This window comes from Pseudoalteromonas sp. Ps84H-4 (assembly GCF_024124645.1).
Taxonomy (GTDB): domain Bacteria; phylum Pseudomonadota; class Gammaproteobacteria; order Enterobacterales; family Alteromonadaceae; genus Pseudoalteromonas; species Pseudoalteromonas lipolytica_C.
Map to the genome: position 1 here is coordinate 1 of NZ_JAMXSK010000031.1, position 26,564 is coordinate 26,564.

The 26,564-nt window shown below is 40.4% G+C and carries 21 protein-coding genes; 10 read left to right on the forward strand and 11 right to left on the reverse strand.

From position 1 onward, the window contains the following. Nucleotides 1-309 precede the first annotated feature (309 nt). Nucleotides 310-1,005 carry a type II CAAX endopeptidase family protein gene (locus NH454_RS19840; protein WP_235382335.1) on the reverse strand — a complete coding sequence of 232 codons (696 nt, stop codon included), beginning with the start codon at nt 1,003-1,005 and terminating at the stop codon, nt 310-312. A gap of 88 nt (nt 1,006-1,093) precedes the next feature. After that, nucleotides 1,094-1,342: a YkgJ family cysteine cluster protein gene (locus NH454_RS19845; protein ID WP_054562006.1), complete on the reverse strand. Its 249-nt coding sequence runs from the start codon at nt 1,340-1,342 to the stop codon at nt 1,094-1,096. A 158-nt stretch (nt 1,343-1,500) separates the two neighbouring features. Between NH454_RS19845 and NH454_RS19850 the strand changes: the two genes are divergently transcribed. The 5 genes from NH454_RS19850 to NH454_RS19870 all read left to right on the forward strand — a co-directional run bounded on the left by NH454_RS19850 (nt 1,501) and on the right by NH454_RS19870 (nt 10,526). After that, nucleotides 1,501-2,673 carry an efflux RND transporter periplasmic adaptor subunit gene (locus NH454_RS19850; RefSeq protein WP_235382334.1) on the forward strand — a complete coding sequence of 391 codons (1,173 nt, stop codon included), beginning with the start codon at nt 1,501-1,503 and terminating at the stop codon, nt 2,671-2,673. A gap of 3 nt (nt 2,674-2,676) precedes the next feature. Continuing rightward, on the forward strand, nt 2,677-5,829 hold the full coding sequence (locus NH454_RS19855; protein WP_138557649.1) for an efflux RND transporter permease subunit: 3,153 nt from the start codon (nt 2,677-2,679) through the stop codon (nt 5,827-5,829). 406 nt (nt 5,830-6,235) lie between these two features. Next, nucleotides 6,236-7,855 carry a L,D-transpeptidase family protein gene (locus tag NH454_RS19860; protein ID WP_235382333.1) on the forward strand — a complete coding sequence of 540 codons (1,620 nt, stop codon included), beginning with the start codon at nt 6,236-6,238 and terminating at the stop codon, nt 7,853-7,855. 8 nt (nt 7,856-7,863) lie between these two features. Then, nucleotides 7,864-8,727 (forward strand): D-Ala-D-Ala carboxypeptidase family metallohydrolase, encoded by an 864-nt coding sequence (locus NH454_RS19865; protein ID WP_235382332.1) that lies wholly within the window; start codon nt 7,864-7,866, stop codon nt 8,725-8,727. 449 nt (nt 8,728-9,176) lie between these two features. Further along, nucleotides 9,177-10,526, forward strand: a complete 1,350-nt coding sequence (locus NH454_RS19870; protein WP_235382331.1) for a serine hydrolase — start codon at nt 9,177-9,179, stop codon at nt 10,524-10,526. Between the two features lie 30 nt (nt 10,527-10,556). Here the strand turns inward: NH454_RS19870 and NH454_RS19875 are convergent, their stop codons facing one another. After that, nucleotides 10,557-11,495, reverse strand: coding sequence for a LysR family transcriptional regulator (locus tag NH454_RS19875; protein WP_138557653.1), 939 nt, complete (start codon nt 11,493-11,495; stop codon nt 10,557-10,559). A gap of 102 nt (nt 11,496-11,597) precedes the next feature. Here NH454_RS19875 and NH454_RS19880 point away from each other — a divergent pair, with 102 nt between their 5' ends. After that, nucleotides 11,598-12,254: a nitroreductase family protein gene (locus tag NH454_RS19880; protein WP_235382330.1), complete on the forward strand. Its 657-nt coding sequence runs from the start codon at nt 11,598-11,600 to the stop codon at nt 12,252-12,254. 36 nt (nt 12,255-12,290) lie between these two features. On the opposite strand, the gene NH454_RS19885 is transcribed toward NH454_RS19880, so the two are convergent. The 5 genes from NH454_RS19885 to dapB all read right to left on the reverse strand — a co-directional run bounded on the left by NH454_RS19885 (nt 12,291) and on the right by dapB (nt 19,357). Then, nucleotides 12,291-13,334, reverse strand: coding sequence for a S66 peptidase family protein (locus tag NH454_RS19885; RefSeq protein ID WP_130167101.1), 1,044 nt, complete (start codon nt 13,332-13,334; stop codon nt 12,291-12,293). Between the two features lie 119 nt (nt 13,335-13,453). Beyond that, nucleotides 13,454-13,930 (reverse strand): transcription elongation factor GreA, encoded by a 477-nt coding sequence (gene greA, locus NH454_RS19890; RefSeq protein WP_135924257.1) that lies wholly within the window; start codon nt 13,928-13,930, stop codon nt 13,454-13,456. 50 nt (nt 13,931-13,980) lie between these two features. After that, a complete protein-coding gene (carB, locus tag NH454_RS19895) occupies nt 13,981-17,199 on the reverse strand; it encodes a carbamoyl-phosphate synthase large subunit (protein ID WP_135924256.1) in 3,219 nt (1,072 codons plus the stop codon). Nucleotides 17,200-17,215: 16 nt separating this feature from the next. Next, nucleotides 17,216-18,352, reverse strand: coding sequence for a glutamine-hydrolyzing carbamoyl-phosphate synthase small subunit (gene carA, locus NH454_RS19900; protein ID WP_130151430.1), 1,137 nt, complete (start codon nt 18,350-18,352; stop codon nt 17,216-17,218). A gap of 207 nt (nt 18,353-18,559) precedes the next feature. After that, a complete protein-coding gene (gene dapB / locus NH454_RS19905) occupies nt 18,560-19,357 on the reverse strand; it encodes a 4-hydroxy-tetrahydrodipicolinate reductase (RefSeq protein WP_135924254.1) in 798 nt (265 codons plus the stop codon). A gap of 290 nt (nt 19,358-19,647) precedes the next feature. Here dapB and NH454_RS19910 point away from each other — a divergent pair, with 290 nt between their 5' ends. The 3 genes from NH454_RS19910 to NH454_RS19920 all read left to right on the forward strand — a co-directional run bounded on the left by NH454_RS19910 (nt 19,648) and on the right by NH454_RS19920 (nt 22,612). Next, nucleotides 19,648-20,961: a Na+/H+ antiporter NhaC family protein gene (locus NH454_RS19910; RefSeq protein ID WP_235382328.1), complete on the forward strand. Its 1,314-nt coding sequence runs from the start codon at nt 19,648-19,650 to the stop codon at nt 20,959-20,961. Nucleotides 20,962-21,315: 354 nt separating this feature from the next. Next, on the forward strand, nt 21,316-22,098 hold the full coding sequence (locus NH454_RS19915; protein WP_235382327.1) for an outer membrane protein OmpK: 783 nt from the start codon (nt 21,316-21,318) through the stop codon (nt 22,096-22,098). Nucleotides 22,099-22,246: 148 nt separating this feature from the next. After that, nucleotides 22,247-22,612 carry a hypothetical protein gene (locus NH454_RS19920; RefSeq protein ID WP_138557657.1) on the forward strand — a complete coding sequence of 122 codons (366 nt, stop codon included), beginning with the start codon at nt 22,247-22,249 and terminating at the stop codon, nt 22,610-22,612. On the opposite strand, the gene NH454_RS19925 is transcribed toward NH454_RS19920, so the two are convergent. Next, the gene (locus tag NH454_RS19925; protein ID WP_135924251.1) at nt 22,613-23,410 is read right to left on the reverse strand and encodes a M48 family metallopeptidase; all 798 of its coding nucleotides are present in this window, start codon (nt 23,408-23,410) and stop codon (nt 22,613-22,615) included. It abuts the gene before it with no gap. Between the two features lie 192 nt (nt 23,411-23,602). Between NH454_RS19925 and NH454_RS19930 the strand changes: the two genes are divergently transcribed. Further along, nucleotides 23,603-24,793 (forward strand): Bcr/CflA family efflux MFS transporter, encoded by a 1,191-nt coding sequence (locus tag NH454_RS19930; protein ID WP_235382326.1) that lies wholly within the window; start codon nt 23,603-23,605, stop codon nt 24,791-24,793. A gap of 68 nt (nt 24,794-24,861) precedes the next feature. On the opposite strand, the gene grpE is transcribed toward NH454_RS19930, so the two are convergent. After that, complete coding sequence (grpE, locus tag NH454_RS19935) at nt 24,862-25,470, reverse strand: nucleotide exchange factor GrpE (protein ID WP_135924249.1); 609 nt, start codon at nt 25,468-25,470, stop codon at nt 24,862-24,864. A 58-nt stretch (nt 25,471-25,528) separates the two neighbouring features. Further along, the gene (locus NH454_RS19940; RefSeq protein WP_235382325.1) at nt 25,529-26,473 is read right to left on the reverse strand and encodes an HrcA family transcriptional regulator; all 945 of its coding nucleotides are present in this window, start codon (nt 26,471-26,473) and stop codon (nt 25,529-25,531) included. Between the last annotated feature and the right edge of the window lie 91 nt (nt 26,474-26,564).

Consider the following 26,564-nt stretch of genomic DNA (forward strand, 5'->3'; position numbering starts at 1 on the left):
CATAGAAAAGGCGCTCAATGCGAGGCCGAGAAAATGTCTAGGGTTTAGGCAACCAGCGGTAATATTCGATGAATTACGCAAAGCAGCCTAATTTAGCGAGTGGTGCACTTCGGACTTGAATTCGCGAACAGGTAAAGCATAGAAAAGCTGAAATACAATTGACCATTATTTAATCCTTTAAACTAATGTCATTTTTTAACGTTAAACTCATAAAGATGAAAGAGCAATTATAATTTATTTATTTATTTAGAAACCCTTTCTCCCGTCGGTGGCGAACAATATACTCTTAGCGCTACCTATACTCGCTGTTTAACCAGCACTCCTTGGTGACTCCTTCCTAGATAAGTAAGCGGCTAGTCCTGAATACACATCCATCAATATATGAATCAAAATAACTAAGATAATACTTTCAAAATAAAGGTATAAACCACAAAATACTAAGCCTATTAATGCTGTTTTAATTACATGCTGCCAGCCTAAGTAAACATGCCATAATCCAAAAACGAGACTGCTTCCAATAGCTGCTGTGATCCAATAGCTGTGTAATTCAATAACGCTTAATAGATACCAACGGAAAATAAGTTCTTCACAGACGCCCACAGTCACTGAAACAACAAAGGTGAACATAAAAAGTTCTGAACGAGACTTCGGCATTAAATCATTAAGATTGTCGCTGCTATGCTGTAAAGAAGTTACAATTTCATTCCTTATCTTTTCACTTTGTACAATTGTGTACATCACATAAATCATATAGAAAATAAATAAAAAAATAAGTGTGCCTGCAATTACAGTCTTCCATATAGTGCTCGGCAAAATGATTGGAGGAGTTACTGGGAGCTCACCTTGATAATATAAGAAAATTAGCAATCCAGTCAGGCACCACAGTACAGCTGATGTCTTACAATATTCAAAGTTTTTATTATTCGATTTATATTTTTCTAATACTAAATCTATAACGGGGAAAATAAGAAAAATAACGAGTAAAATAATTTCAATCGCTGACATCTAAAAATCCTTTTATGCAAATAGAATTGTTAACTAGTAAAGCACAACTTTTTAATTAGACAGCGATTTTACAAAACTTTAAGCAAAACTAAGTCATCTGCTCAAGTTCAGTAATTAAATAAAGTGCTTGTTCGTTAGTGGTGCCACACACATCAATAGTGGCAGAAAAGTCACTACACACCTTAGGCCTTGATTCATCGCCAAATAATTTACATAGATTATTATCATCAAGTTGAATACAGCGCTCTCCCGCCGCTTTCCCGTTGGGCATCCCAGGAATTGGAGAGCTAATACTGGGTGCAATACAACAGGCGCCACAGCCTAATCTACATGCCATTTTATCTGTCATTGAGTACCTCTTATAGAACCTTTGTAGCGCCTTTGTAATATGTGTAATGGTTTGTTACATCTTCGAACGCCTTGTAAACACTTTATTGCGTATGCTTAGCCTATCAAATTTATTTTTAATTACCGTCAACCGTGAGGGACTATCCCGTGGCTAGTAAAAAACAAATCATTCTCCCAATCGCCGTATTAGTCGGCGGACTAGGAATGGCATTCGCATTTGCTTCAATGAAGCAGCCGCCAGCAGAAAAACCAGAACAAGATACGCGTCCGCTTGTATCAATTAAACCTTTAAGTTTTGATGCTGTAACACTCGATGTAAAATCATACGGCATTGTCAAACCAAAAAACCACACAGACCTAGTTGCACAAGTGAGTGGCCAGGTTGTCTCGCTGTCTGAACAGTTTGTACAAGGCGGATTTGTTAAGCAAGGCGATATTCTAGCACGTATTGACCCAAATGATTACGAAGCTGCACTCATTGAGGCAGAAGCAGGTCTAGCGCAAGCAAGCTCTGCTCTTGAAATTGAACGCGCACAAGTCTCTGTTGCACAAGCTGAGTGGGACCGCATCAAAGGTGACTCAAACCAAGTTATCCCTTCTGAGCTTTATTTACGTAAACCTCAACTTGCGGAAAAACTTGCAAACTACCGTGCAGCACAAGCCAGTGTTAAACGCGCCAAACGCAACCTTGAGCGCACTTACATTAAAGCGCCATACGATGCGATTATTGACGAGCGACTAATTAGTTTAGGCAGTGTAGTAAACCCAGGCAATAGCTTTGGTAGCCTAAGCTCAACATCACTGGCTGAAATTCGCTTACCTGTTGCAGATAAAGACCTACAATACCTAAACAATCAAGGTATTGGTGCTAACGTATCAATTAACGCTGAATTTGCAGGTAAACAAACAACGTGGCAAGCGACTATTGTTCGTAGCGAAGGGGTTGTTGACCAACGCAGCCGTATGAATTACCTAGTAGCACAAGTAGCAACGCCTTATGAGCAAAAGCAACCTCTGCGTTTTGGCTCGTACATTAATGCCACCATTGAAGGCCATGCATTAGACAACGCAATTGTTGTTCCGCATCACTTAGTTAAAGACAATAAAGTAGCCGTTTTACAAGATGGCGAAACCCTTACTTTTAAAACACTTAACATAGTGCGCGAACAAAATGGCATGGTAATCGCCGATAATGGCCTTGCTAATGGTGAACAACTTATTACCTCTGCTCTTGAATACCCAACTGAAGGCATGGCAGTCAAGCTAGATAATGCAAAACTAAGTGTGCCAACAACGCAGTTAGCGTTAAAAGAGGAATAAGCCATGACCACGCACAGAGAAAAAGGGCTTATTGCCTGGTTTGCTCGCAACCCAGTTGCTGCAAACCTACTTATGATCTTCATTTTAGTGGGCGGCTTATTGACAGCAATGTCGGTGCGTAAACAAATGTTCCCACAGTTTGAAAGTAACTGGATCAGTATTCAAGCTGTTTACCCTGGGGCTGCGCCACAAGAGGTAGAAGAAGGTATAACCATTAAGGTCGAAGAGTCTTTAGAGGGCCTCGAAGGCATTAAACGTTTAATTACTTATTCAAACCGTGGCTTTTCACAAGCTTGGATAGAAATCGAAGAAAAATACGACCCGCAAGAAGTACTCGACGAAATCAAGATGCAGGTTGATTCAATCAATACCTTCCCTGCTGAGATGGAACGCCCTATTGTTCGCCGCGAAAAGTTTGAGCAAGAAGTCATGATACTCGCTTTGTATGGCGATATGAGTAACTACCAGCTCAAAGAGCTTGGTAACGACATAAAAGATGAGCTACAAGCTTTACCACAAATAAACTTGGTCAACTTTTACAGTGGCTTAAACTACGAAATTGGCATTGAAATCAGCCCAGATAAACTACGTGAGTATGGTTTAACTTTCCGTGATATTGCCACAGCCGTGCGTAGCTTCTCTGCCAATATGTCAGCGGGTCAAATTCGCTCTGAAAATGGCTACATTTCAATGCGTGTTGAAAACCAAGCATATCGTGGTAAAGAGTTCGAAAATCTGCCTTTATTACACCTACCTGATGGCGCACAGGTGTTATTAGGTGATGTAGCAACAATTAACGATGGCTTTGAAGAAGGCTTACAATACTCTAAGTACAACGGTAAAAATTCACTGACTTTTGAAGTAAATGCATCAAAAGATCAAGACATCACTAAAGTTGCTGCGGTATTAAAAAAATACCTAGCAGATAAAGCGCCACAGCTTCCTGCTGGTGTAAAACTATCACCGATTGTTGATTTAACTTACTACCTTGAAGGTCGTCTAAACATGATGATCGACAACATGGTGTGGGGTGGTATTTTAGTAATGGTGGTACTTGCCCTATTCTTGCCACTGCGCTTAGCATTTTGGGTCATGATGGGTTTACCTGTGTCATTCCTAGGTGCATTTTTAATGATGCCTCTGGGCTTTATAGACATCACAGTTAACTTAGCTTCTTTATTCGCATTTATACTGGTGCTGGGGATTGTGGTTGATGACGCCATCGTGGTTGGTGAGTCAGCCAGTGCTGAAATTGAAAAACACGGTCACAGCCTCGATAACGTAGTACGCGGCGTAAAACGCGTTGCTATTCCAGCAACCTTTGGGGTGTTAACCACAATTGCCGCATTCTTACCGCAAACATTGGCATCAGGCCCTGGCTCTGCGTTTTCTAAAGCCATTGGTGGTGTAATTATCCTTTGCTTAATTTTCTCATTGATTGAGTCAAAACTAATTTTACCGGCTCACTTAGCGGCTATGAAAAATAAACCTGCGAATCCTAAAAACCCGTTACACCGTTTACGCTTAGGTATGGATAAAGGCCTGAAAAACTTTGTTGATAATTACTACACTCCATTTATTGGTCGCTGTATTCACTATCGCTACACAGTGATTGTTGGTTTTATCTGTGTACTTATTGTCAGTGGCGGTATGTTTGCGGGTGGTTTAGTGAAATTTGTTGCGAACCCTAAAATTCCGCATGATTTCCCTCGTATCTCTGTTGAAATGAACTTATCGTCATCTGAGCAAGCAACTCTTGAGACAGCACAAACAATTGAAAAGCTGATTTTAGATGTCGATAAACAACTTGAAGAGCAATATGGTCAAGCAATGATCCGCGACTTATCGGTTAGTTTACGCGGTCGTACAAGTGCTCGTATCATGGCAATTTTAGTTGAACCCGATTTACGCCCTATTGATACATTCCAATTAAGTGCTATGTGGCGCGAACAAATGCCACCATTACCGGGGGTGAAAACACTTAATATTGAAGATAGTATCATGAACGGAGGTCGTGATGACGGCGATGTGAGCTTCCGCCTTGAAGGCAAAGATATCAACAAGCTAAAAGAGGTTGCGGCTAAGTTAAAAGAGAAATTAAATAGCATGGAAGGTGTGGGTGATGTTAATGACTCACTACAATCAGCAACCGATGAAGTACAACTTGAACTTAAACCGCTTGCTTACAGCTTAGGCTTAACGCTTTCGGATGTGGCATCACAAGTCAGCTTTAGTTACTACGGCCTTGAAGCACAACGTATTTTACGTGATGGTGAAGAAATTAAAGTAATGATCCGCTACCCTCGTGAATCTCGTGATGCAGTAAGTGACATTACAGATGCACGTATCATTACACCCACTGGCGTGGAAGTGCCGCTTGCTGAAGTCGCTAAGGTTAATATTGTTGATGGCGTAAACCGCATTCGCCGTGAAAATGCTAAACGTACCGTAAACGTATGGGCTGCGGTAAATACTGACCAAGCAGAGCCGTTTGCCATTGCTAAAGAAATTCGTGACGACTACTTACCTAGCCTATTGAAAAGTTACCCAGGTGTAGAAAGTAATGTAGCTGGCCGTATTCAAGAAGAAATGGACAGTGTCGCAGAGCAAGTACGTGATTTTGCTTTATCAATGATGATTATCTTTGCGTTACTTGCTATTCCACTACGCTCATACTCGCAACCATTCATTATTATGTCGGTTATTCCATTTGGCGTAATTGGTGCGATGTTCGGTCACATGATCTTAGGTATGACGATGAGTAGCCTATCGGTATTCGGTATCATCGCAGTTGCCGGGGTTGTAGTGAATGACTCGCTAGTAATGGTCGACTTTGTTAATAAAGCCCGCGCTGAAGGTGTAGCAATTAAAGAGGCTGTGATGCAGGCTGGTGGCCGACGTTTTAGAGCTATTTTATTAACCTCAATCACCACATTCATTGGTGTATTACCAATCATTATGGAAACAAGCTTACAGGCTAAAATAGTTATTCCAATGGCCGTTTCACTTGCTTTTGGTGTGTTATTTGCGACCGTTATTACACTGATATTAATTCCATGTCAGTACGTTGCACTTGAGGACTTTAAACGCCTAATAAGTAAGCTGAAAGGTAAAAAAACACCAACTGAATCTGAGTTACAGACAAGTAGTAACTAATAATATTCCACTATCCCAACCTAACGCTTGGCAAAGTAGTTTGCCAAGCGTTTTTATATCTATTCACTTAATTAACAGGTCTATTTTGAAACAATAAAACCTCGTTGATTACAAAGCAAAAACTTTGTTATTGAGTTGTTCTTGCATTGCTATTGCTCTGGTATTCATGCTGTCGTAATAAGTAATTTTTAACGATAGATTTAATTCATCAAAATGACTAAGAATTACTGCTTGGTAATATATCTACTCACTAGGTAAAGTGTTCTGTTTTTAATATTAATACGGATTACTATTACTAAAAAATAAGTAAATTTGTTCCTATATTTTGTATTGCTTTGCTAAGCTTAAATTAGCATTTAATAAATGAGTCTCTGGCTCAAACCTAATACGTTATAAGGACATAGCTATGAAATTTTTTCGTCAAACGGCTTTGGTTAGTTGTTTTTTATTAGGCACACCTGTATTAGCCGAAAACCAATACTTGCAACAACAGCTTGAACCTATTCTCATTGGTGAATCACACACCATTGAAGAACAGCAGATCCACTCCCCTGAAATGACCATTGCCACATACAAGGCAAATGGCTTTGAGCAAGTTTGGGCTGACATTAAATATGCAAAGCAAGTACTCAACTTAGTCGCACAGTCAGAACTTGAAGGTCTTTCACCCAACGATTATCACTTTGATACATTACTGGCACTTATAGATGAAGTAGATAAACGTGGCACTGATGCAGCCGAGGCACAGTTTGACGTACTAATGACTGACGCAATTATGACCTATGCGAAACATTTGATCCGCGGTAAAGTTAACCCAAAACAGCTAGCATCTACATGGAACTATGAACAATTTGATGTCAGCCCTGATGCTGCAGCAGCTTCTTTACTCAAACATGTAAAATCTAAGAGTCTTGATAAAGGATTAAACAACCTTAAGCCCGTATTACCCCATTATCAAAGGTTAAAGAAAGCGCTAGTATTTTACCGAGAGCTTGATGCAAAAGGTGAGCTACCTGCAATTTCCTTGCAAAGTAAAGCACTTAAACCGGGTCAAACAGACCCAGCAGTGCCGCTCTTAAAACAAAAACTACATCGCTTAAATTATTATACTGGTAACCTATCAGATGCTCACGAGTATGATGATGAACTTGTTGATGCTGTCAAAAAATTTCAATACGCTCATCAAGTTGATGACGATGGTATTATTGGCGGTGCAACTTTAAAACTTCTCAATAAAGACTACAGCGAATATGTGAATGATATTTTAGTTAATTTAGAACGCATTCGCTGGGTTGATAATACGCTCACAGAACGTTTTTTGATCGTAAATATAGCTGGTTATAAGTTGTATTTATTTGAAGATAACAAGCTTAAATGGCAAACCAACGTAGTAGTAGGTCGAAATTACACAAAAACGCCTATTTTTAAAGGTCAAATGAGTTATATCGTGATGAACCCAACTTGGACTGTTCCACGCAGTATTTCAGGTGGCATTATCAAAAAAATGAAAGAAAATCCTAACTACCTAAATGAAAAAGACTTTGTTGTGGTTGATAGCCGTCGTAACCCAGTTGATAGTGAGAGTATTGATTGGGCAAATGCAAGCCGGAAGAACTTTCCGTACTGGTTTGTACAACAACCATCAGAGAATAACTCGCTAGGCCAAATTAAATTTATGTTTCCCAATAAATACTCAATTTATTTGCACGATACACCAGCAAAAAGCCTATTTCAGCAAGACCAACGTGCATTTAGTCACGGTTGTGTAAGAGTCGATGATCCTTTCACCTTAGCTGAAAAAATCTTAGGAACCTCAGATAATTGGTCTCGCAGTGACATTGATGACACTATTGCCGCAAAAGAAACTAAAAAAGTTAGCTTATCTAAACCATTAGACGTGCTATTAATGTACTGGACTGTCTCAGGGAACGATCAGGAAGGTCTTCATTTTTATAGCGATGTTTATAACCGCGATGCAGAACTATTAAAAAAGTTAACTACGCCATTAGCTAATAATTCAATTTAAGGAAAATTATGAAATTAAGCCGTGTTATTTTTTATCTATTTTTCGTTATCAATGCCCAGCGGACTCTAGCCATTGAGCTAAGTGACACGTTACATAGTTTAATTTTAGATGCAAACCAAGTTCTGACTCTTGATAACACGGCTGATTTTACTCCTACTGCTGTTTCAGATGTTGAAACAGCACGACTAGGACCAACCAGCATTGCCATAAATGCGCCCAACAATGCGGGTTTCTACAACCTAGTACTGAGTAATGGTAAAGTCACTAAACACTTGCTCATTATCGTGAAAAAACCTTTCAATTCAGGCAATAAACAATTGAATAATTACCAAATAGGGCTATACCCTGCCCCTTATAAGAATTACCCACAGTACACTGCGCCAAACGGATTTATCGAAATTTTTGAAAAAGACTTATCACGTCAGCTTACTCCTCATGTACAAATTAAAAATGTAATTTGTAAGCAAGTGAGTAGCTTTCCAAAATATTTATATATAAATAACGACGGCTTGATGATGCTCGAAGAGTTACTCACGTTTGTACAAAGTGAAGGGATTAAAGTCAGCAAATTTGCCTTTATTAGTGGCTATCGAACTCCCCACTACAACCGCTCTATTGGTAATGGCAAACACAGCCGACACCAATATGGTGATGCCTTTGACTTATATATAGATGAGAATGGCGATGGCCGAATGGACGACTTAAATGGCGATGGAAAACTAACGATTGCTGATGTTGATGTACTTTATAAAGTGTTCGAAAAATTTCAAAAACAGAGCCGCTATAACGGCGGTATCGGTCGCTATAAACCCGCCTCTCACCACGGTGGTTTTGTTCACATAGATAATCGAGGATTTACCGCTAGGTGGTAATACAATCTTCATATAATCCTTGTTTATATATTATCCAATTGCATTACTGCTGCTTGATTGCTAAGTTATTGTGAGGAAGGGAAAATCACTGTGAAGAGGTGATTTGAGACAGTGGTATTGAAGAAATTTAATCACCCTACTCAATTACACACAACCATCAGTTAGAACAACACACTATCTCAGCAACGGAGATCCAATAAGCCCCGCTGGTTATTGGCAAGCACTTCAAAATGGGAGTGTATCTGTAGTGCATTACAGTAATTTAGACCACACCAGAATGGTAAGCCTTATCAATCAAGCCATGCGCAATGAGGTTTTACATAGGTTAATGTAACCAACAAATAACAAGGACAGTAATGAACATATTCTGTAAGAAATTAAGGTTGCTTGTAGTTTTTTATTTACTCGCAACTTCAAGCATTGCACACAGCCAAAACAAGCAGGAAGAGATGGCTGATTTTATCCAAGGCTTTCATGACTACAAGCAGTTTAATGGTAATGTATTAGTCGCAAAAGATGGAAAAGTACTGTTTGAACAAAGCTTTGGCTATGCCAACTTTGAATGGGATATAAAGCATAGTGATAAAAGTAAATTTAGAGTTGGTTCAATTACCAAACAATTTACCGCTATGTTAATTCTGCAATTAGCACAAGATGGTAAACTTAAACTCGATGATCACCTTGCAAAATACCTACCTGACTACAGACATGATATAGCCACTAAAATTACTCTTCGCCAAATACTTAATCATACCTCTGGTCTTGGTAATTATACTCAAGCAAAATCGTTTCGTGATGAGTACAGCCGAAACCCCTACAGTGTTGATGAATTTATTCGCTTGCTATGTAGTGATGATCTAGTGTTCGAGCCTGGCACTGAATTTCGTTATAGCAATTCTGGCTACTTTATTTTAGGGGCGGTAATCGAAAAGGTAACAGGTCAAAAATATCAAGACGTATTACAGAAGAACATTTTAGATCCACTCGATATGAAGGATACAGGCTATGATTCTCACAATAAAATCATTAAATTTCGCGTATCGGGTTACGACAACGGCCTAGCAGGCTATAGCAATACTGATTATTTAGATATGTCTATCCCGTATGCTGCTGGGTCTATGTATTCAACAGCACGAGATTTACTAAAATGGGATCAAGCTCTTTACTCGGATAAGTTATTGAACAAAGAGTATAAGAGGCAGATGTATCAAGTTTCTGAGCAAAGAAATTATGCGCTTGGATGGGAAGTAACAAATCTTGATAAAAGCACCTATGGAAAAGCCCTAACACGTATTCAACATGGTGGTGGCATCAATGGTTTTAATGCATTTATAAGTAGGATAATCGAAGACAAATTACTGGTTATCATTTTAAATAACACCGGTGGTGCGCCACTCACTCCCATGACTAATGGCTTACTTGCAATCTACTATGGCAAACCCTACGAAAAAGCGACAGAGCATGCAGATAGTAAACTTTATAACGCATTTAAACATGAAGGTATTGCAGGGTTAAAGAAAACCTATCAGCAAATGGTGAGTGATGATAATACGCCAAGAGAAAGGTCGCTAAACTACTTTGGCTATGAATTAATGCAGATGGGTGAGCTAGACGCCGCAATAACAGTGTTTGAACTCAACAACCAATCTTATCCAGAGTCCGCAAATACGTTTGACAGTTTAGGTGAAGCATATTTAGCTGCCGGTGATAAACAAAAGGCATTAGCAAGTTACAAAAGTGCGTTAAAACTAAACCCTGACAGTGAAAGTGCCAAACAAGCAATTGAGAAATTACAATAAACAAGCTCAGCTACTCTATACCTAAAATAATTAGTTATCGAGTACCCGCTTATCTAAAATCCCTTTTTCAATCAGTTGATTGAGAATCGCCTTGGTTTTTTCTCGGCATATATCACGAACTAAACGAACTGCGGGTGTTATTGACTGACGGCTTGGGCATATTAGCCAAAGCTCTGCACATAAGTGAGGGTAATTTTGCATTACTGGCACTACCCGCCCACTTAGCAAATCATCACTGATATCAATACATGATTTAACCGCAAGGCCTTTACCAGCCACACACCAACGCCTTACCAAGTCACCATCGTTAGATGCTCGGCGGCCTTGCATTTTTACCTTAAAACGTTCGGTTCCATCGGTAAAATCCCAGACATTATTAATGATATCTTGAAGTTGATAAAATAAACCTTGATGCTGGGTTAATTCATCAGGATGTGTTGGCGCGCCATATTCGGCAATGTACTCTGGGGTCGCACATAACAGTCGTGGCACATTACAAATTTTAAAACCATATAAGTTTGAATCAGATGGCGAGCCATACCTAAGTGCGAAATCAACGGAGTCTCGGTAAAAGTCGACATTACTATCGCTAATATGCGGGCGCATACTCAACTTTGGATATTCATCGAGTAACTCATCTAACCAAGGAATAATAATATTGCGGCCTAAATCTGACGATAGTGCGACTCTTAGCTCCCCTTCGATTTCATCATGCTCACCTTTTAAAGCAAGTGTCGCTTGCTCAAGCATGAGCACTGCTTGCTGACACTGAGGTAAAAAGCGCTCCCCAGCCGCAGATAAGCGCAAATGACGAGTTGTACGAACAAATAACTCAGCACCCAGCGCTGCTTCAACACGTTTAATTGCCGCACTGGCGGTAGCGGCTCGCATGTCTAACTTTGCTGCTGCGGTTGTAATACTGCGAAACTCAGCAACCTTGAGGATTAATTTGAGATCTTCAACCAGCATATTAACTAAAATTTTTTGATAATGTTTATTCGATTATGCGCTTTATCGCAAAGTATGCAAGGCGTAAACTGCACCTAATTGTTATACATGCGGGAGCAAATCATGACACACCCTATTATTTCTGACTTACAACGCCGTTACACAAGTAAACGTTACGACGCTTCAAAGCACATTAGCCAAGCAGACTTAGCTGTAATTTTAGAAGCATTACGCTTATCGCCATCGTCTATTAATTCTCAACCTTGGAAATTTGTAGTCATCGAATCAGATCAAGCTAAGCAACGTTTGCATGATAGTTTTGCAAATAAGTTTCAGTTTAACCAACTACATGCTAAAACAGCATCACACACCATTTTATTTGCTTATAACCCAAGCTATAAACGTGCTGATTATGAAAAGGTAATCGATGCTGATATTGCCAATGGTCGTACAAAAGCAGAAAACAAAGAGCAAGCATTTGGCGCATTCGCTTTCGTTGATTTAAATACTGATGAGCAAGGAGTTAACGCACATTGGACAAAAGCTCAAACTTACATTGCTTTAGGTAATACCATGCATACTGTCGCTCGTTTAGGTATAGATTCAACCCCAATGGAAGGCGTAGATAAAGACTTACTTGGTGAGCTTTTTGCTGATGAGTTAGATGGTTATGTATGTGAAGTGGCACTCGCTATTGGTTATCACGAGCCAGAGCAAGATTATAATGCTGCATTACCAAAATCGCGTTTAGATAAAGATGCGGTGATTACTGTAGTTTAAAGCCTAAAGATTATGCAGGCTTTGCCTGCATAATTGTTATTTTAGGTCAGTCTTCACAACCACATTACTCGCCATACCTTCACACAAATCTGCTGTTATTGTGGCAACAGCACCATTAATTAATGCTAAATTAGGGGCTACGTGGCCAATGTCGGCATCAACAATAACTGGGAATAAATTACCTTTAAATGCGAGCTCTATTGCTTGGTATTCATCAAAGTAGCAGTCGTTATTAATTGCAGGGCTGCGGCCAAATACCACCGCATTTACATCAGTAAAAACATCATTCAACTTTAACGATAACAAACAACGTGCAAGAGCCATCGGACTAAGCTCTGCATTTTCTAGGTATAAAATTAATCCCTCAGGCGCATACTGCTTTTTAAATTCATGCAATGCATAGTAATTTGAGGGTAACAACAGACCTAACGTATCTAAACAGCCGCCAATTAAGCGTCCAGACACTTCAATTTGGCGTTTATCTTTATAGTTAATACATCGCCATTGGCTTGGAGCGGTATAGTCAAATTGAGCCTCAGGCTTAGCTTTATAATCAATAGGCTTTTGCTGATAAAAAGGCGACGCGACTTGATGCAGTTGCTGTTTTTCTTCAAGTGACATGGCACTGAATATATTTGCTAAATAAACATCGGGATCGTCAGGGTGAATTTGCATTAAATTTGCAGCGTGCAAGGTTGCCCAGCCACAACGAGTTGTTAATGCACACGCAAACGTGCTGATATCTGAAAAGCCAACCAACCATTTAGGCCTTGCTTTACTTATGGCATTGAAATCCAGAAGAGGTAAAATTTCCATGGTAAGATCACCGCCCCATGGCGGCATAATGGCTGCTATTGAATCATCAGTTAAATACTGCATTAGCTCATCAGCACGTTGCTTTGCACTATTGTGTGACTGACGTAAACAGGCACCTTCAATAACAGTAAAACCTTTGGCAGTTAAGCCATTAAGTACTATGTCTAAGCGTTCATGAAAGACTTTATCAACACCTGATGAAAAAGCACATATGGCTATTTTATCACCTTGCTCAAGCGGTTTAGGATATTGAATTTTTGCCATTATTACTCCTTCATTACGACTGTATAATAGCCAACGTACCGAATAAATCCACGCCTGTAAACAGGCATAAAAAAACCGCGGTAGTAAACCGCGGTTTTTATCAATGCTTGGTTAAGCTATTAAATATACTCAACTTCAATGATTTCGTACTCTACCTCACCGTTTGGTGTTTTAATGATAACGGCATCGTCTACCTCTTTACCAATTAAACCTCGTGCGATTGGCGAGTTAACAGAGATCAAGTTATTTTTGATATCTGCCTCATCATCACCTACGATTTGGTATTTCACCTCAGCGTCGGTTTCAACATTAACGATAGTCACTGTAGTGCCAAAAATAACCTTGCCAGTTTTTGGCATTTTAGTTACATCGATGATTTGCACATTTGAAAGCTTCGCTTCGATTTCTTGAATACGGCCTTCGCAGAAACCTTGTTGCTCACGAGCAGCATGGTATTCAGCGTTTTCTTTCAAATCACCATGTTCACGCGCTTCAGCGATATCAGCAATAATTTTTGGGCGTGTAACTGTTTTTAATTCGTTAAGTTCTTCGCGCAGTAATGCTGCACCACGAACTGTCATCGGAATTGATTGCATATTATTCTCACTTAATCCAAGGGTGAATGTATCACCCTTGGCACATTTCCTTAGTTCATTCGCTGGTGTAATTCCTGAACTGACGTCACACTGCTACGGTCGTCTGCTTGATTAGCAGTACAGTTAGCAAATGCCGCGTTCAGTGTCGTTGTGTAGTTTGTCTTGTGCTGTAATGCACCACGACGTAACACCTTCGAATCTTCAATCGCTTGGCGACCTTCAGTAGTGTTTACAATATAGCTGTATTCACCATTTTTAATTCTATCAAGAATATGAGGGCGGCCTTCGAATACCTTGTTCACGCGACGAACTGCAATACCTGCTTCTTCAAGGGCTTTAGCAGTACCACCTGTTGCATCTAACTCAAAACCAAGGTCAGTCATGGTTTTAGCTAGTTCAACAATACGTGGCTTGTCACTGTTGCGTACCGATAGTAACGCGCGACCACCGCGTGGTAAAGTGTTGCTTGCACCTAATTGTGCTTTAGCGAATGCTTCGGCGAAAGTTTCACCAACACCCATTACCTCACCCGTTGAGCGCATTTCTGGGCCACGGATTGGATCAACACCTTGGAACTTAGCAAATGGCAATACCACTTCTTTAACACTGTAGTAAGGAGGAATTACTTCTTTAGTAATACCTTGGCTCGCCAGCGACTGACCCGCCATACAACGTGCCGCTACTTTAGCAAGCGCGATACCTGTCGCTTTAGAAACAAACGGTACTGTACGTGCAGCACGTGGGTTTACTTCGATTAAGTAAACTTTACCGTCTTTCACAGCAAACTGTGTATTCATTAGACCTACTACGCCAAGCTCAAGTGCCATATCAGTCACTTGCTTACGCATCACGTCTTGAACTTCAGCTGTTAATGAGTGCGCTGGTAATGAACATGCTGAGTCACCAGAGTGAACACCTGCTTGCTCAATGTGCTCCATGATACCACCGATGATTACTTGCTCACCGTCACAGATTGCATCAACGTCAACTTCGATTGCGTTATCTAAGAAATGGTCAAGTAGTACTGGCGCTTCATTTGACGCTGATACTGCTTCAGTCATGTAACGACGTAAATCGTCTTCATCATATACCACTTCCATCGCGCGGCCACCTAGTACGTATGAAGGACGTACAACAAGTGGGAAACCGATTTCAGCTGATTTTGCAATCGCTTCTTCCATTGAAGTTACTGTTGCATTCTCTGGCTGAAGAAGGTTTAAACGCTCAACTAATTGTTGGAAACGCTCACGGTCTTCTGCACGGTCGATAGCATCTGGTGAAGTACCAATAACTGGCACACCGTTCGCTTCAAGTGCACGAGCAAGTTTAAGCGGCGTTTGACCACCGTACTGAACGATAACACCTTTAGGCTTTTCAACACGTACGATTTCTAATACGTCTTCTAGCGTGATTGGCTCGAAGAATAAGCGATCAGATGTATCATAGTCAGTTGAAACAGTTTCAGGGTTACAGTTAACCATGATTGTTTCGTAGCCGTCTTCACGTAAAGCTAATGCTGCGTGAACACAGCAGTAATCGAATTCAATACCTTGACCGATACGGTTAGGGCCACCACCGATTACCATGATTTTATCTTTGTCAGATGGGTTCGCTTCACACTCTTCATCGTATGTTGAGTACATGTAAGCTGTGTCTGAGCTAAATTCGGCAGCACAGGTATCAACGCGCTTGTAAACAGGCACGATATCTAACTGGTGACGCTTTTTACGAATTTCTGCTTCAGAGACACCAGCAATTTCTGCGATACGCGCATCAGCGAAACCTTTACGCTTAAGCTTACGTAAGAACTCAGCATTTAAACCAGCCATACCAACTTCGCTGATTGTTGCTTCGTCTTTTAAGATGTCTTCGATTTGCACTAGGTACCAAGGGTCAATCTTAGTTAGTTCGAAAACTTCTTCTACGCTCATACCGTGACGCATTGCATCTGCTACATACCAAATACGCTCTGCACCTGGCTCACGTAATTCACGGATGATTTTTTCTTTCGCTTTCGGGTCATCAAGAGCAACGATTGGGTTAAAACCCGTTGCGCCTACTTCAAGACCACGTAATGCTTTATGTAATGACTCTTGTTGGTTACGACCAATCGCCATAACTTCACCCACAGACTTCATCTGTGTTGTAAGACGGTCGTTTGAACCGGCGAATTTTTCGAAGTTAAAACGTGGGATCTTAGTCACAACGTAGTCAATTGACGGCTCGAAAGACGCTGGTGTTTTACCGCCAGTGATGTCGTTTTGTAGCTCATCAAGGGTGTAACCTACTGCTAGTTTTGCAGCGATTTTCGCAATTGGGAAACCGGTTGCTTTTGATGCTAGAGCAGATGAACGCGATACACGTGGGTTCATCTCAATGATAACCATACGGCCATCGACTGGATTCACACCAAACTGTACGTTTGAACCACCTGTTTCAACGCCGATTTCACGAAGTACCGCCATCGATGCATTACGCATGATTTGGTATTCTTTGTCTGTTAGCGTTTGCGCTGGTGCAACCGTAATTGAGTCACCAGTATGAACACCCATTGGGTCAAAGTTTTCGATAGAACATACGATGATACAGTTGTCGTTTTTGTCACGAACAACTTCCATTTCGTACTCTTTCCAACCGATTAATGATTCATCGATTAGAAGCTCATTTGTTGGTGATAAATCTAAACCACGCTCACAAATTTCATCAAATTCTTCTTGGTTGTATGCAACACCACCACCGGTACCCCCCATAGTGAATGATGGACGAATGATACATGGGAAACCTATGCGGCTTAGTACATCGTGTGCTTCTTCCATTGAGTGAGCGATTTCTGCACGCGGACACTCAAGACCAATGTTTTTCATTGCAGCGTCAAAACGCTCACGGTTTTCAGCTTTATCGATTGCATCAGCAGTTGCACCGATTAACTCAACGCCGTGTTTAGCCAATACACCGTGCTTATCTAAATCAAGTGCACAGTTTAATGCAGTTTGACCACCCATAGTAGGAAGTACTGCATCTGGCTTTTCTTTTTCAATGATTTTCTCTACCACTTCCCAGTGAATTGGTTCGATGTACGTCGCATCAGCCATTTCAGGGTCAGTCATGATAGTTGCAGGATTCGAGTTTACAAGAATAACTCGATAGCCTTCTTCTCGTAGTGCTTTACACGCTTGTGCACCAGAGTAGTCAAATTCACAAGCTTGACCGATTACAATCGGGCCTGCGCCTAAGATAAGAATGCTTTTTATGTCGGTACGTTTTGGCATTGTTACTCCGGTTAAATTAGTTTGAACGTGCTTGCATCAAATCGATGAAGTGGTCGAATAATGGTGCCGCGTCGTGTGGACCAGGGCTTGCTTCTGGGTGACCTTGGAAGCTAAATGCTGGTTTATCTGTGCGGTGAATACCTTGTAGCGTGCCATCGAATAGTGAAACGTGCGTTGCACGTAAATTCGCTGGTAATGTTGCTTCATCAGCTGCGAAACCGTGGTTTTGCGCTGTGATCATAACAACATTGCGGTCAAGATCTTTAACTGGGTGGTTACCACCGTGGTGACCGAACTTCATTTTTACTGTTTGTGCACCTGAGGCAAGAGCAAGTAATTGGTGACCTAAACAAATACCAAAAATTGGCGTGTCTGTTTCAAGGAAAGTTTTAATTGCTTCAATCGCGTATGTACACGGCTCAGGGTCACCAGGGCCATTTGATAAGAAGATACCGTCTGGGTTAAGTGCTAATACATCTTCTGCTGATGTTTGTGCAGGCACTACGGTTAATTTACAACCGCGGTCTACTAACATACGTAAGATATTACGTTTAACACCGAAGTCATAAGCAACAACGTGGAACTTCTCGTCTGCTGCTTCTAGCGTTTTAAAGCCTGAACCTAATGTCCAGCTTGATTCACGCCACTCAAAATTTTCCTTGGTTGAGACAACTTTTGCTAAATCCATGCCTTTTAAGCCTGGGAAGGCTTGCGCAGCTTCAAGCGCTTTTTTCTCATCTAACTCGTCGCCCGCGATGATACAACCATTTTGAGCGCCTTTATCACGTAAGATACGTGTTAATTTACGAGTGTCGATGTCTGCAATACCTAAGATATTGCGTTCTTTTAAGTAATCACTTAACGATTGCTCGTTACGGAAATTACTTGCTAGCAGTGGCAAATCACGGATCACTAGGCCTTTAGCCCAGATTTGACCCGCTTCTTCGTCTTCGCTGTTAGTACCCGTATTACCGATATGTGGGTACGTCAAAGTTACGATTTGTTCCGCGTATGAAGGGTCAGTCAAAATTTCTTGATAACCAGTCATAGACGTATTGAATACTACTTCGCCCACTGACATGCCGTCAGCGCCGATTGCAGTACCGCGAAACACTGTGCCGTCTTCTAGGACTAACAGAGCGGATTTAGTCAAGTTAACCTCCTAACAGTAAAAAACGGGAGTAAAGTCATTTGCTCTACTGCCCGTTTATAGCGATTGGAAACACGCATTTATGAATTTTTGGCAAATTGGCGCTATTCTACAGTAATTTAGCTTGTAGATCTAATCTTAATTAATAAAATAGTAAAAATAAGCGCTATTAACTAAAAACTCGCTGAAACTGCCAAAAATCAAACTAAACTACTTCAAGTCAAGCACATCTTGCATATCATAAAGTCCAGCTGGTTTATTTTTCAACCAGCCCGCAGCTCTTACAGCTCCTAATGCAAAGGTCATTCTTGAACTTGCTTTATGAGTTAATTCTAGCCTTTCGCCAGAAGTTGCGAAATATGCGGTGTGTTCACCTACTATATCCCCGCCTCTCATGACCGAATAACCTATTTCATTTTGCGATTTTGCATGTTCGTCATTGCTTCTGTCAAATCGTGCAACTTCATCGTGTTGCCAGCCTTTTGCCTCAGCAATTGCTTCTCCAATTGCCAGCGCGGTGCCCGAAGGTGCATCAATTTTGTGACGATGATGAGCTTCAAATATTTCGATGTCCATGTCATCGCCAAACTTCACAGCCGCAGTCTGCACTAAGTTAAGCAGTAAATTCACACCTACGCTATAATTGCGCGCAAAAACAATCGGAATATGCTTTGCTGCTTCATTTAAAGCATCAATGTCGTCTTGATTAAGACCCGTGGTACCAATTACCATCGCGATATTTTTTTCTACGGCTGTTTTTAAATGACTACGCATACCTGCAGGTAAGGTAAAATCAATCAGTACATCAGTATCTTTTACATCTGACTCTTTACTAAATGACACATCAGCTGTTGCGGCACTGTTTAATTGATTAACGGCAATATCTAAAAGTGGCGAGTTGTCACGAACATACGCGCCCGTTAAAGTTGCATCTTCTTTTTTTGTGACAGCTTCTAAAAGTGCCAGCCCCATACGGCCGTTTGCACCAAATACACCTATACGATTCATACTATTACCTTACCTATTCTTATTAGCTGGCTAGATTTTATCGAAAACTCATGTAATAGTCAGGTTAGCTTATAAAAAACACTGAGCTAATTTATGCTGAGTTTATGTTTTATAAAATAACAACAATAATAACAGATAGTCTTTGCATTTAGCCATCTATACATTTAAACTTCTTCCTTTGCGCCGATTTGGTCTTTGGCTTGCGGGCGCTGTTGATGTCTTTTAGACACAACTAAATACAGCTAAAAGAAGTCTTTGGCTGTGTTATTGGTTATCTAACGAGGAATATGATGCAGCCATCATTTAATAAAACAAAAGCAAAATTATCTTTGCTGCCGCTTTTGGTGTTTGTCGGCTTATTTTTAGGCGCTGGCTTATACTTACAATCTCAAGGTGTTGATTACGCTTTTTATCAATTACCTGCTCCAGTGGCAATTTTACCTGCCATCATGCTGGCGTTTATCTTAAATAAAAATACCATCAACCACAGTGTTGAAACCTTTATTAAAGGTGCTGGCCACAGCAATATCATCACGATGTGTTTGATATATCTTCTCGCTGGTGCGTTTTCTGCGGTTGCCGGTGCAACAGGTGGTGTTGATGCCGTTGTTAATGCAGGTTTATCACTTATACCGCCAGCATTATTACTACCGGGATTATTTTTAATCGCCGCTGTTGTGTCGACTGCAATGGGTACTTCAATGGGTACTATTGGTGCTATTGGTCCGATTGCTTATGCCGTCGCCCAAAAAACAGGTATTGATCCATCACTGATGGCAGGCACGATTGTATCGGGTGCCATGTTTGGTGATAACTTATCAATTATCTCTGACACAACGATTGCTGCAACCCGCACGCAAGGCTGTGAAATGAAAGATAAATTCCGCGAAAATTTAAAAATTGCACTGCCTGCTGCAGCATTAACAATCGGTTTGTTATTTTTCTTAACACCTACTGCAGAAGCTGTAGAAACTCAAGACTTCGATATTTTATTAGTATTGCCTTATGCCTTTATCTTGGTACTCGCGGTAATGGGCTTTAACGTATTTGTGGTGCTATTTAGCGGTATTATCTTTGCTGCACTCATGGGCTTTACTGGCAGCTATGAAGGGGCGAGTTTTGTTAAAGATGTTTATAAAGGCTTTACCGATATGCAGGAAATTTTCTTGCTATCGATGTTTATTGGTGGACTTTCAGAATTTATCCGTATTAATGGTGGTCTTGATTATATTGCTAACAAAATTCAAGCAATTACTAAAGTTATCGCTAAATGGCACCGTAAAGTTGCTGATCAATTAGGGATTGCAGCCCTCGTTATGACCAGCAACCTATGTATTGCTAATAATACGGTATCAATTATTGTTGCAGGCCCAATTGCTAAAAAATTAGCGGATGATGGCGAAATTACAGGTAAGCGTTCAGCAAGCTTGCTTGATATTTTTGCTTGTGTAACACAAGGCTCACTGCCTTATGGCGCACAAGCGCTATTGTTGGGTGCTACTTTTAAAATTAGCCCATGGGAAGTATCAACATCATCTTATTATTGTTTTATTCTTGCTTTTACTGCAGTAGCGGTAATTTGCTTACGTCGGAATAAAGCATAAGTTAAATAATTTTTGCCAAGATACGCCCAATTTAGGGCGTATCTGCTATAATCCTCCTGTATATACCCAAACCACCTCAAGATGCGAGTTTCAGTTGGAATTAAAAGCGATTTAGGCAAGGCATTGATTGCAAGTAATAGTGGTTCTATTGTTAAAATCAATAACGCAGTATAAATCGCTTTTAAACCAACCCTTTGGGCGCTTCACAGGCACTTACTCTCATCGTTGTTACTTCTTAAAAGGGATTGCCATTGTTGCAAAGTAACGCCTTGATATTAAGCACCTGTGAAACGCTGAATTCTGCATCTTGAGGTGGCTTGGGTATATAACCCTTTACACCATCAATATTGAGATATGAACTTGAAAAAGATCCTTTCTGTTGCTGCGCTATGTGCAGTAAGTACTTCAGGCTATGCCGCTAATTGGAGCTCTACGCAATTACACGTTAATAACGGTGAACACAAAAATCCGTTTTCATTAACTAAGTCAAATACCACGGTTGTTTCATTGCAACACGCTTCTGGTTACGACTATGGCGATAACTTCTTTTTTATTGATTACAGCAATGACGACCGTCAAGATGGCTATCAAGACAAAGACTTTTATGGCGAGTGGTATTCAACATTTAGCTTATCAAAAATCTCTGGCAATGACTTTTCATACGGCGCAATTGCCGATGTAGGCTTAACAGCAGGTTTTAATGCAGCGGGTGACGCAAAAGTACTGAAGTATTTACCAGGTGTAAAATTGAACTGGCAAGCTCCGGGCTTTAGCTTTTTATCTACCCTATTCACCGCTTACATTGATGACAGTGAAGGCGTAGCACGTGGTGGCGCACCAACTGAATCAAACAGCTGGATGATTGATGTTGCATGGGGTTACCCATTTACTATTGGCTCACAAAAGTTCAATGTAACAGGCCATGTTGAATACATCGCTGAACGTGAAAATGAATTTGGTGAAGATGTAAAAGCGTGGATTTTAGCACAGCCAATCATTACTTGGGATTTAGGTCATGCAATGAGCATGAAAGAAAATACCCTACTGCTAGGTCTTGAGTGGCAATACTGGCACAACAAGCTAGGTACAGACACTACTGAGTCAGTACCACAACTTCACGTTGAGTGGACGTTTTAACGAGTTGCTAGTTGCTAGTTGCTAGTTGCTAGTTGCTAGTTATCAAATTAAAGCCTGCAGTTATCTAAACTACAGGCTTTTTAAATTTTAGAGTAAAATTTGACATACATTCGATCGTGGTTCTACAGTTAGATTTTAGGAGAACCTCATGAATAAATCATTTATCATTAGTAGCTTACTAGCTTTAACTACTTCTTTCCTAGCCAATACAACTGAGCTTAAACCTGCAATAAAATGCGGTTTACCAAAACCTTACTCAATGCCAAAACTTGATCAAGTTACTTACGACGGAAAAGCCTGTTTTTGCCAAGAAAATGATTGTAATTGGAAAGATATAGATATTACTCTTTTAATTGAGGGTATAGCTATGGTTAGTCTGGCGCAAAAATGTGGTATTCCTGAGCAGCTATCCGCTCCTTCAATCGAGCAGACAACTTACCCAGGAAAAGTGTGTATTTATGAGAATAAAAAATATTATTGGCAAAATGTTGATATTCAACCTTTGCTCTATTGATCATAATTTACACTGCGGGGTTTTCCCTTTCGCTCTAGCCGCTTGTTGAGCTTTTAATGCATCTGACATGTGCTTTTGAAGCTCTTTAATTCGGTTACCCGGAGCTGGGTGAGTCGACATAAACTCGGGTGTACCACTACTACCTGCTGCACTCATATTTTGCCAAAGAGATACTGATTGCTCTGGGTTAAATCCTGCTTTTGCCATTAAATCTAGACCTACAATATCTGCCTCTGATTCATGTGAGCGACTAAATGGTAATACCACCCCATATTGTGCGCCTAAACCCAAAGCCTGCATGATTTCGCCTCGATATTGCACATTCCCCATATCAAGTGCCGCACCACCAACTTGTAAGCCAGTTTGTAAAAGTGCATTCTGTGAAACACGTTCATTTGAATGTTCAGCTATCACGTGTGCAACTTCATGACCTAAAACAGTAGCAAGTTGGTCTTGGTTTACCGCTACTTTTAATAAACCAGTATGAACCCCGATATAACCACCCGGTAAGGCGAATGCATTTGCAGAATCGTCTTCAAATACTACAACTTCCCAAGACTGTTTTGCATACTCATTTGGCAGTACAGAAATTACATCATCGGCAATACACTTAACATAGCTATTAACTCGTGGGTCTTTATTAACAGGCTGCGTTTTTTTCATTTCTGCAAAACTGGCTTGTCCCATTTGATTCATTTGTTGATCAGAGTAAAGCGCAATTTGCGTGCGTCCTGTTGGTGAGGTTTTACAACCAGCTAAAACAGCGGTAGCTAACACTGCCATCAATAACTTTTTCATACGAATCCTTGAAATACTTGGTGCAATAATCGCTAATATAGCAAAGCATTGCTTAATTTTATATGAAAATGAACGACCTCATTATCAGTTGTTGTTTTTTCGTTAATTCTTTTACTTAGCAGGCAAACTAAGTTCACCACAGGGGTTCACACTGCTACAATAGTGACCTAACTTTCGATTAATGAGTAACCAATGCCTTCCCCAGAGATTTTAAATAAACGCATTTTATTACCGTTACTGGCAAGTATTGTTGCAATTACCCCTCTTGCCATAGATTTATACCTACCTGCAATGCTGGTAATTGCAAACGACTTGCAAACGACGATGCCAAATGTGCAAATTTCACTGAGCATTTATCTTGCAGGTTACGCCCTTGGCATGTTGTTTTTTGGTCCAATTGCCGATGAGCTTGGTAGGCGACTACTTGCTAAAGTAGGCTTAAGTTTATTCGGTATTAGCTCATTGGCTCTGGCATTTTGCCAAAATATTGAATTGTTTTGGTCTTTAAGAGCCATTCAAGCTTTTACCGGAGCTGCTGCGACGGTTGTAGTGCCCGGGATCATTCGCCATATTTACCGCGAAAATACTGCTAAAGGTATGTCGTATGTGTCTATGATTATGATGGTGGCTCCACTGATAGCCCCTACCCTTGGCTCACTCATTATGGGCATCTCAACCTGGCAGGTTATTTTTATCGTTCTAGCAGGCTATAGCTTTACAATTTTAGCCTTAGTCCAAATACATCTGATCGATATTCCTATATTTAAAAGTAAACAGCGCGGTTTAGCATTGTTTTTCAATAGTTATAAAACGGTATTTTCACGCCGCAGCGCACTTGCCGATATTGCCAGCTCTATGTTTGCCTCATTCGCATTCTTTTGCTTTTTAACATCAGTGCCTTATGTATATCTCGATTTCTTCAAAGTAGATGAGCAATTGTTCGGTGTGCTATTTGCTTTTAACGTGTTGGCTTTAATGTTCGGTAACTTTATGAATACACGTTTAGTGCCACGTTTAGGCTCTCGTAAACTTTTATTTATTGGCCTTGGCATTGGCTTTGTTGCTGGCGGGGCATTGTTATTATTCAGTGTGATGCATTTATCGCTATATTTCATCGTTGCCACCATTGCACCATTAATGATGAGCTTAGGTATTGTAGCAAGTAATGCAGACTCATTGATTCTTATGCAATTTGAAGAAAAGTCAGGTACTGCAACAGCTGTTATTGGTACACTGAGATTCGGTAGTGGTGCTTTAGTTGGGCCTATCCTTGCTTTTGTTCATCCACAAAGTGCTATTCCATTTTCTGCGATGATGTTCAGCGCACTGATACTGATATTACTTGTACAGCTTTGGCATCGAAAACGATACCAATCGACTTAAATCTTGAACACAATTTTAATAAAAAAAATGCCTGTAATTTACAGGCATTTTTTCTATCTCTTTAAAGCTTATTCAGCTTCTTTCGATACCATAACCATTGCAGGACGTAATAAACGGCCATTTAATGTGTAACCTTTCTGCATTACTGCAAGAACAGTGTTAGGTGCTACGTCATTGCTTGGCTGAATTGACATTGCTTGATGAAATTCAGGATTAAATTGTTCACCCTGAGGATTAACAATTTCAACACCGAATTTTGATACCGCATCATTAAAACTCTTAACGGTCATTTCGATACCTTCAAGCACAGGTTTAAGCTGTTCATTTTCTTTATCAGAAAACTCAATTGCACGCTCTAGGTTATCGATAACAGGTAGTAATTCGTTGGCAAACTTTTCAAGTGCAAACTTATGTGCTTTTTCTACATCTTGAGCGGCACGACGACGCATGTTCTCAACATCTGCTGCAGCGCGAACAACACTGTCTTTTTGATCGTTTATAGTTTGCTTAGCAGCTTCTAACTCGCTGTGCAGTAGCGCGATTTCTGCTTCAGGGCTCATTTCTTCGCCTTCAACTTGCTCTGCTGCTTCAACGGCTGCATCAACATCCGCTTGCATTTGTTCAAATTCTTCGTTTAGTTCAACTTCTTGCTCTGGTGATTTTGTCTGCTCAGACATAGCTTACATGCTCCAATTCTTTACAACTGCGGTAATTATGGGGATTGAATAAAAAGATTCAAGAGGCTGATGAGCCGATTAACTCAAATTCTTGGATGATTGCTTCTATTTGTGCTGATTTTGGACAAATAACACAAAATCGACTCTGATATTCTTGGTTATTAAAGTATGGAACGCTGATAACCATTAGCTCATCACAATCAGTAAATGGTAGTTGTTCTGTATTAAGAACCGATAAACCATTTTTAAATGCCAACTTATCTTCAACGAAATTTAAAAATGATACGCCAATATTAAGACTGGTTTGGCAATCAACTTGGCGATAAAGATAATTTTCGCCCACCACAATGCTATTATCAGAGCCCAGTTTTTGACTTAACTGTCTTGTCCATTGTGTGAGTGAATCATGACAATTATGCGGTGCAGTGTTGGCCATCGCCTTCATGCGATACAATCCTTCCATCAGGGTTTGTTGACTGAACACCGTGTTTAGCCAAGTCGCAAATTGATAACGCACAGCATCACTTGAATCCTCAGGTTTAGTGATACAAATATTGTGGCTTTGCCCTGCTCTATCAAGCAACAAAATAAGCCAGTTGCTAGCATCAAAATCAAGTACTTCAACACGGAAAACCAGTTGTGAACTTACCTGTGGCAAGCCAACACAACAACAGACCTTGTAACGTTGACTCAAGCCATGAGCTAATTCAACAAGCTGGGCTTGCTGTGGTTGCCAATAAGTTGCAATTTGCGGTAACTCAAAAAACTCTGACAGCCAATATTCAAACCCTTCATTGGTGGGTACACGGCCAGCAGATGTATGAGGTGAATATAATAAGCCCTCTTTTTCGAGACGTGCCATCGCATTACGCACCGTAGCTGAGCACACAGCCATGCCTTTTTGTTTAGCAATTCGTGATGAAGCAACAGGCAACCCTTCACCATTACAATAAAGGCTCATTACTGCTGAAAATATTTGTTGGTCACGCGGATTTAATTTCATAATTAATACATCTTGCTCCTTGACCTTTGATATTTGGGCGCTGCAAGTTTATTTCAAGTTATTTTCAAAGCATTAATTTTTAATGTAATCT

What these genes read in the sequence shown, in the direction of transcription:
- NH454_RS19940 (WP_235382325.1), bottom strand. Translation starts at nt 26,473, where the DNA reads ATGAAATTAAATCCGCGTGACCAACAAATATTTTCAGCAGTAATGAGC.
- NH454_RS19855 (WP_138557649.1), top strand. Translation starts at nt 2,677, where the DNA reads ATGACCACGCACAGAGAAAAAGGGCTTATTGCCTGGTTTGCTCGCAAC.
- NH454_RS19840 (WP_235382335.1), bottom strand. Translation starts at nt 1,005, where the DNA reads ATGTCAGCGATTGAAATTATTTTACTCGTTATTTTTCTTATTTTCCCC.
- NH454_RS19845 (WP_054562006.1), bottom strand. Translation starts at nt 1,342, where the DNA reads ATGGCATGTAGATTAGGCTGTGGCGCCTGTTGTATTGCACCCAGTATT.
- NH454_RS19920 (WP_138557657.1), top strand. Translation starts at nt 22,247, where the DNA reads ATGAATAAATCATTTATCATTAGTAGCTTACTAGCTTTAACTACTTCT.
- NH454_RS19925 (WP_135924251.1), bottom strand. Translation starts at nt 23,410, where the DNA reads ATGAAAAAGTTATTGATGGCAGTGTTAGCTACCGCTGTTTTAGCTGGT.
- NH454_RS19880 (WP_235382330.1), top strand. Translation starts at nt 11,598, where the DNA reads ATGACACACCCTATTATTTCTGACTTACAACGCCGTTACACAAGTAAA.
- NH454_RS19875 (WP_138557653.1), bottom strand. Translation starts at nt 11,495, where the DNA reads ATGCTGGTTGAAGATCTCAAATTAATCCTCAAGGTTGCTGAGTTTCGC.
- NH454_RS19860 (WP_235382333.1), top strand. Translation starts at nt 6,236, where the DNA reads ATGAAATTTTTTCGTCAAACGGCTTTGGTTAGTTGTTTTTTATTAGGC.
- NH454_RS19930 (WP_235382326.1), top strand. Translation starts at nt 23,603, where the DNA reads ATGCCTTCCCCAGAGATTTTAAATAAACGCATTTTATTACCGTTACTG.
- NH454_RS19915 (WP_235382327.1), top strand. Translation starts at nt 21,316, where the DNA reads ATGAACTTGAAAAAGATCCTTTCTGTTGCTGCGCTATGTGCAGTAAGT.
- NH454_RS19870 (WP_235382331.1), top strand. Translation starts at nt 9,177, where the DNA reads ATGGCTGATTTTATCCAAGGCTTTCATGACTACAAGCAGTTTAATGGT.
- carB (WP_135924256.1), bottom strand. Translation starts at nt 17,199, where the DNA reads ATGCCAAAACGTACCGACATAAAAAGCATTCTTATCTTAGGCGCAGGC.
- grpE (WP_135924249.1), bottom strand. Translation starts at nt 25,470, where the DNA reads ATGTCTGAGCAGACAAAATCACCAGAGCAAGAAGTTGAACTAAACGAA.
- greA (WP_135924257.1), bottom strand. Translation starts at nt 13,930, where the DNA reads ATGCAATCAATTCCGATGACAGTTCGTGGTGCAGCATTACTGCGCGAA.
- NH454_RS19865 (WP_235382332.1), top strand. Translation starts at nt 7,864, where the DNA reads ATGAAATTAAGCCGTGTTATTTTTTATCTATTTTTCGTTATCAATGCC.
- dapB (WP_135924254.1), bottom strand. Translation starts at nt 19,357, where the DNA reads ATGAATCGTATAGGTGTATTTGGTGCAAACGGCCGTATGGGGCTGGCA.
- NH454_RS19885 (WP_130167101.1), bottom strand. Translation starts at nt 13,334, where the DNA reads ATGGCAAAAATTCAATATCCTAAACCGCTTGAGCAAGGTGATAAAATA.
- NH454_RS19910 (WP_235382328.1), top strand. Translation starts at nt 19,648, where the DNA reads ATGCAGCCATCATTTAATAAAACAAAAGCAAAATTATCTTTGCTGCCG.